Source organism: Mesorhizobium sp. M7A.F.Ca.ET.027.03.2.1, from assembly GCF_003999175.1.
Classification (GTDB): domain Bacteria; phylum Pseudomonadota; class Alphaproteobacteria; order Rhizobiales; family Rhizobiaceae; genus Mesorhizobium.
Window position 1 is genome coordinate 1 of record NZ_RZOM01000350.1, and the last position, 5,469, is coordinate 5,469.

Genomic DNA, 5,469 nt, shown 5'->3' on the forward strand with positions numbered 1-5,469 from the left:
GGGCAATCAACGCCAGCGTCGTCGACTCGTTCGGTGTGATCGGCGTGGCGCCAACGAGGATGGTGAACGAGATCGCCGCCGTCATCAGCGCGCCGACGACCGCGATCACACCCGGCAGCGCAAGCAGCCGGCGCCCGTCACGAGCGCCGGGTTCGCTGAAAAGCGGTTGGTTTGTTGTCGGTGCCTGCGGAGCCATGTCGCCGTCTAGAGCCATGATTGCGTCGGATGTATGCAACGCATTGTGGCGATTATGCAACAAGTGTGACCGAGACGGAAATCTTTCGCGAGCCGATCCCCTGAAAAGAGCGCGGGCTCAGATCAAGGCTCAGCTCTGCCGCGATGATTTGTAGACGTTGACGCCGAGTTCGCGAATCTTCTTGCGCAGCGTGTTGCGGTTCAAGCCCAGCAATTCCGCAGCCTTGATCTGGTTGCCGCGGGTTGCCGTCATCGAAGCCAGGACGAGGGGGAACTCGACCTCGGACAGGATGCGCTGATAAAGCCCCGCCGGCGGCAATTCGCCGGCAAAGGAAGCGAAATAGCGCTGCAGGAAGTGCTCGACCGCCTGCCCGATCGACAAATCGTCGGGGATCAGATTGCCGCCACCCGGCACCACCGGACGTTCGCCGGTCTTGAGCTCCGCCTCGATGATCTCGGCGGAAATCTCGTCCTGCGAATAGAGCGCGGCGAGCCTGCGAACCAGGTTTTCCAGTTCGCGCACATTGCCCGGCCACGGATAGCGCTTCATCAACTCGATGCCGCCGGAAGAAATGCGCTTGGTCTGCAGGCCTTCCATTTCGCCGAGCTTGAAGAAGTGGCGGACGAGGTCCGGCACATCCTCGGAGCGCTCACGCAGCGCGGGCAGCCGGAGCGGCACGACGTTGAGGCGATAGAAAAGATCCTCGCGGAAGAGCCCCTGGTTGATCAGCGTGCGCAGATCCTTGTTGGTGGCAGCGACGATGCGCACGTCGGTCTTGATCGGCGTGCGTCCGCCGACCGTGGTGTACTCGCCCTGCTGCAGCACGCGCAGCAGGCGCGTCTGCGCCTCCATCGGCATGTCGCCGATTTCATCGAGGAACAGCGTGCCGCCTTCGGCCTGCTCGAAGCGGCCGGTCGAGCGGTTCTGCGCGCCGGTGAAGGCACCCTTCTCGTGACCGAACAGTTCCGATTCGATCAGGTCACGCGGGATCGCCGCCATATTGATGGCGACGAAGGGGCCGCCGCGGCGGCGGCCATATTCATGCAGCGCGCGCGCCACCAGCTCCTTGCCGGTGCCGGATTCGCCCGAGATCATCACCGTCAGGTCGGTCTGCATCATGCGCGCCAGCATGCGGTAGATGTCCTGCATGGCCGCCGAGCGGCCGACCAGCGGCATTGCATCGGGCTGCTCTTCCGGCCGCGTATCGATCTTCGGCCGCCGCGGCTCGGAAAGCGCCCGGTTGACGATGTTGAGCAGTTCGGTCAGGTCGAAGGGCTTGGGCAGATATTCGTAAGCGCCGGTTTCGGAGGCGCGGATCGCCGTCATGAATGTGTTCTGGGCGCTCATGACGATAACCGGCAGCTCCGGCCTCGCCTTCTTGATGCGCGGCAGCATGTCGAAGGCGTTTTCGTCCGGCATCACCACATCGGTGATGACCAGATCGCCCTCGCCCGCCGCCACCCAGCGCCAAAGCGTCGAAGCGTTGGAGGTGACGCGCACCTCATGACCGGCGCGTGAAAGCGCCTGGTTGAGGACGGTGCGGATCGCCGCGTCGTCGTCGGCGACGAGAATATTGCCGCGAACGGTCATTTGAGGTCTCCTTCGCCGTCATCATCGGCGCCGTTTGGCGCTTCTTTCCAGGCCGGCATCAGGATGCGGAATGTGGTGCCGCGCGGCGTCGATTCGCATTCGATGATGCCGCCATGCTCGCCGACGATCTTGGCGACCAGCGCAAGACCCAACCCGGAGCCGTTCGGCTTGGTGGTGATGAACGGGTCGAACAGGATCGGCAGGATGTCTTCGGAGACGCCGGAGCCATTGTCGCGCACGCAGAATTCCAGCGGCAGCGACACGCGGTCCTGCGTGCCCGGAACGGAAACACGGATGCCCGGCCGGAAGGCGGTCGACAGCACGATCTCGCCCTGCGGGTCGCTGCCGATCGCCTCGGCAGCGTTCTTGACCAGGTTGAGGAACACCTGGATGAGTTGATCGCGGTTGGCAAACACCGGAGGCAATGAAGGATCATAATCCTCCATTATCTTGATTTTCTTGGCAAAACCGTTCTTGGCAATCGCCTTCACATGGTCGAGCACGACATGGATATTGACGGGATAGCGATCGATCGGCCGCTCGTCGGAAAACACCTCCATGCGATCGACCAGCGATACGATGCGGTCCGTCTCGTCGGTGATCAGCCGCGTCAGCGCACGGTCCTCGTCGGAAGCCGACAGTTCAAGCAGTTGGGCCGCGCCCCGGATGCCGGAGAGCGGGTTCTTGATCTCATGGGCGAGCATTGCCGCCAGACCGGTCACCGAACGTGCGGCACCCCGATGCGTCATCTGCCGGTCGATCTTGTCGGCCATCGACCGTTCCTGAAACATCACCACGACGGAGCCCGGATATTCCGGCACCGGCGCGACGTAGAGATCGACGACCTTCTCGATGCCGAGACGCGGCGACGACACGTCGACCCGATACTCGTTGACGGGAGCCCGACGCTCGCGCACCTGATCGACCAGCGTCAGCAGCGGGCTGCCGAAGGGAATGAGTTTTGACAGCGTGTTGCGGGCGAGCATGTTTGCACTCGAGCGAAAGAAGTCTTCCGCATCGGCGTTGGCGAAGGTGATGAACCCCTCCTCGCTGATCATGATCACCGGGCGACGGATGGTGTTGAGCACGATCTGGGCGGCATCCGCCATTTCAGCGCCCTGGCCGGCGGCGGCGTTCATGCGGCGCTCCGCAGGTTCAAGGGTTGCGGATCGCGCGAAAACACATCGCGCAGCAAGGCAATGACGCGTGCGGGCTGGAATGCAGTCAGTATGGCCTTTCGGCTGTCGTCGGCGACGCCGCCAGCATGCCGATCAAGATACCAGCCAAGATGCTTGCGCGCCTGGCGCAGGCCGCTTTCGGCGCCGTAGAGCGCCAGCATGTCCTCATAGTGGGCCACGATGTAGTCGGCGACCGCCGTCGAGTCCCGTGGCATGTTTGGCGTCGCCTCGCCGGTCGCTGCGGCCGCAATGCCGCCTGCAATCCAGGGCGCGCCATAATGGGCACGGCCGATCATCACGGCGTCGGCACCCGATTGATCGAGAATGTCGGCCGCTTCCGCCGGCGAAGAGACGTCACCATTGGCGACGACCGGGATGGACACGGCTTCCTTGACGCGGGCGATGGCGCGCCAGTCGGCCTTGCCCTGGTAGAACTGGCAGCGCGTCCGGCCGTGCACGGTCACCATCCTGACGCCGGCCTGTTCGGCGCGGCGCGCGAGCATCGGCGCATTGAGCGCGCCTTCGTCCCAGCCAAGCCGCATCTTGACCGTCACCGGCACCTCGACCGCGCCGACAACGGCGTCGATCAGCGACAGTGCGTGGTCGAGATCCAGCATCAATGCCGAACCCGCATAACCGCCGGTGACCTTCTTGGCCGGGCATCCCATGTTGATGTCGATAATGTCGGCCCCCTCACCGGCGGCGATTCTGGCACCTTCGGCCATGTGCATCGCCTCACGGCCTGCCAGCTGAACCATATGAACGGGCAGGCCGGAGTGGCGTATGCGCAGATTGAAACCGGCCCTGCCCTTGGCAAGCTCGCCGCTGGCAACCATTTCGGATACGACCAGGCCCGCTCCATGCGCGTGGGCACGCTGCCGGAACGGCTCGTCCGTAATCCCCGACATCGGTGCGAGGAACACGCGATTGCGGATTCTCACGCCACCGACATCGAGCGGCGCGGCCAATTTGGTCAAGTTAACCATGCACAAAAACCAAGCATCTTCATTCGTTGCACATTCTCTAGCCAGAACCGGCGCAATGTGCAACGCGGAATGACGCCACATTAAGGCGCAATTGGGAAAAATGCCGGCCTTCGGTTTTGGCCGCGACCAAAGCGCCGCGCGTCCCTGAGGACGCGCAAAAGACGCTTTGGAATTTCATACTTAGCGCACGATCTTTCCGAAAACCGATTACACTTTTCGGGATCGTGCGCTAGGACCAAACGGGCATGACTGACGCAAGTGAAAACCACGTTTCGGATGCGGACGGCAAGGTCGCGGTGGTGATCGTTGCGGCCGGCCGTGGTGCGCGCGCCGGACAGGCCAACGGACCGAAGCAATATCAACACATTGGCGGCTTTGCCGTCATTGCACACACGCTGGACATTTTTCTGGCCCACCCGCGGACCAGCGAGATCGTCGTCGCCATTCATGCCGATGACCATGAGTTGTTCCGGCAGGCGGCGGGCGCCAACGCCGAGCGCGTCACCGCCATCATGGGCGGGGCGACGAGGCAGGAATCCGTTCGGCTCGGCCTGCTTGCCCTTAGAGGCCACGCGCCGGCGCAGGTCCTGATCCATGACGCCGTGCGTCCGTTTGTCGATGCGGACCTGATAGATCGCACCATCGCCGCCATCGGCGAGCGCGAGGGCGCGTTGCCCGCTTTGCCCGTCGCCGACACGCTGAAGCGCGAATCGGCCTCCGGCGTGGTTGGCGAAACCGTATCGCGCAGCGGGCTTCACGCGGCGCAAACGCCACAGGGCTTTCCGTTCTGGCCCATTCTTGCCGCGCACGAGAAAGCCCATCATCTGGGAAAAATGGATTTTACCGACGATGCCGCGATCGCCGAATGGGCGCATATTCCGGTCAAGATCGTTCCGGGCTCGCCGGACAATGTCAAACTCACCTGGGCACGGGATATTGCGATGGCGGACCAGCGGCTTTCCGGCGAACGCGTGCGCTTTCCCGACATCCGTACCGGCAATGGCTACGACGTCCACGCCTTCGAACCGGGAGACCATGTCACTTTGTGTGGCGTCGCCATAGCGCACGACAAGAAGCTGTCCGGCCATTCCGACGCCGATGTCGGTCTGCACGCCTTGACCGATGCGCTGCTGGCGACTTGCGGCGCCGGCGACATCGGCACGCATTTCCCGCCATCCGACCCGCAGTGGAAAGGCGCTGCGTCGCGCATATTCGTCGAGCATGCGGCGAAACTGGTGCGCGCGCGCGGCGGCCGCATCGCCAATGCCGACATCACGCTGATCTGCGAAGCGCCGCGCGTCGGCCCGCATCGCGAGGCCATGACCGCAGCCCTTTCGCAGATGCTGGCAATTACGCCGGATCGCATCTCGATCAAGGCCACAACCAATGAGAAGCTCGGCTTTGTCGGGCGTGAGGAAGGCATTGCGGCGATCGCCACCGCCAGCGTGGTGTTTCCCGGCGAGGTGCCGGAATGACCCACAACGAGCTGGCAAATGCCCTGCTGCAAGCCTGCCAGAGA

5 protein-coding genes are annotated in these 5,469 nt (G+C 63.5%); 1 reads left to right on the forward strand and 4 read right to left on the reverse strand.

Annotated features, from left to right (window positions below; translation table 11 throughout):
- The 4 genes from EN750_RS16720 to dusB form a co-directional block, all read right to left on the reverse strand.
- Positions 1-196, reverse strand: a 196-nt coding sequence (locus EN750_RS16720) for a hypothetical protein (RefSeq protein ID WP_189526258.1), incomplete at its 3' end; no start/stop codon positions are given.
- A 129-nt stretch (positions 197-325) separates the two neighbouring features.
- Positions 326-1,786, reverse strand: a complete 1,461-nt coding sequence (gene ntrC, locus EN750_RS16725) for a nitrogen regulation protein NR(I) (RefSeq protein WP_127397068.1) — start codon at positions 1,784-1,786, stop codon at positions 326-328.
- On the reverse strand, positions 1,783-2,925 hold the full coding sequence (locus tag EN750_RS16730; RefSeq protein WP_127329035.1) for a nitrogen regulation protein NR(II): 1,143 nt from the start codon (positions 2,923-2,925) through the stop codon (positions 1,783-1,785). Before EN750_RS16730 ends, ntrC begins: the two co-directional genes overlap by 4 nt.
- Positions 2,922-3,950: a tRNA dihydrouridine synthase DusB gene (dusB, locus tag EN750_RS16735; protein WP_127397069.1), complete on the reverse strand. Its 1,029-nt coding sequence runs from the start codon at positions 3,948-3,950 to the stop codon at positions 2,922-2,924. The genes EN750_RS16730 and dusB overlap by 4 nt, the downstream gene beginning before the upstream one ends.
- A 245-nt stretch (positions 3,951-4,195) precedes the next feature.
- Between dusB and EN750_RS16740 the strand changes: the two genes are divergently transcribed.
- Positions 4,196-5,425 (forward strand): bifunctional 2-C-methyl-D-erythritol 4-phosphate cytidylyltransferase/2-C-methyl-D-erythritol 2,4-cyclodiphosphate synthase, encoded by a 1,230-nt coding sequence (locus EN750_RS16740; protein WP_127397070.1) that lies wholly within the window; start codon positions 4,196-4,198, stop codon positions 5,423-5,425.
- Positions 5,426-5,469: the final 44 nt, after the last annotated feature.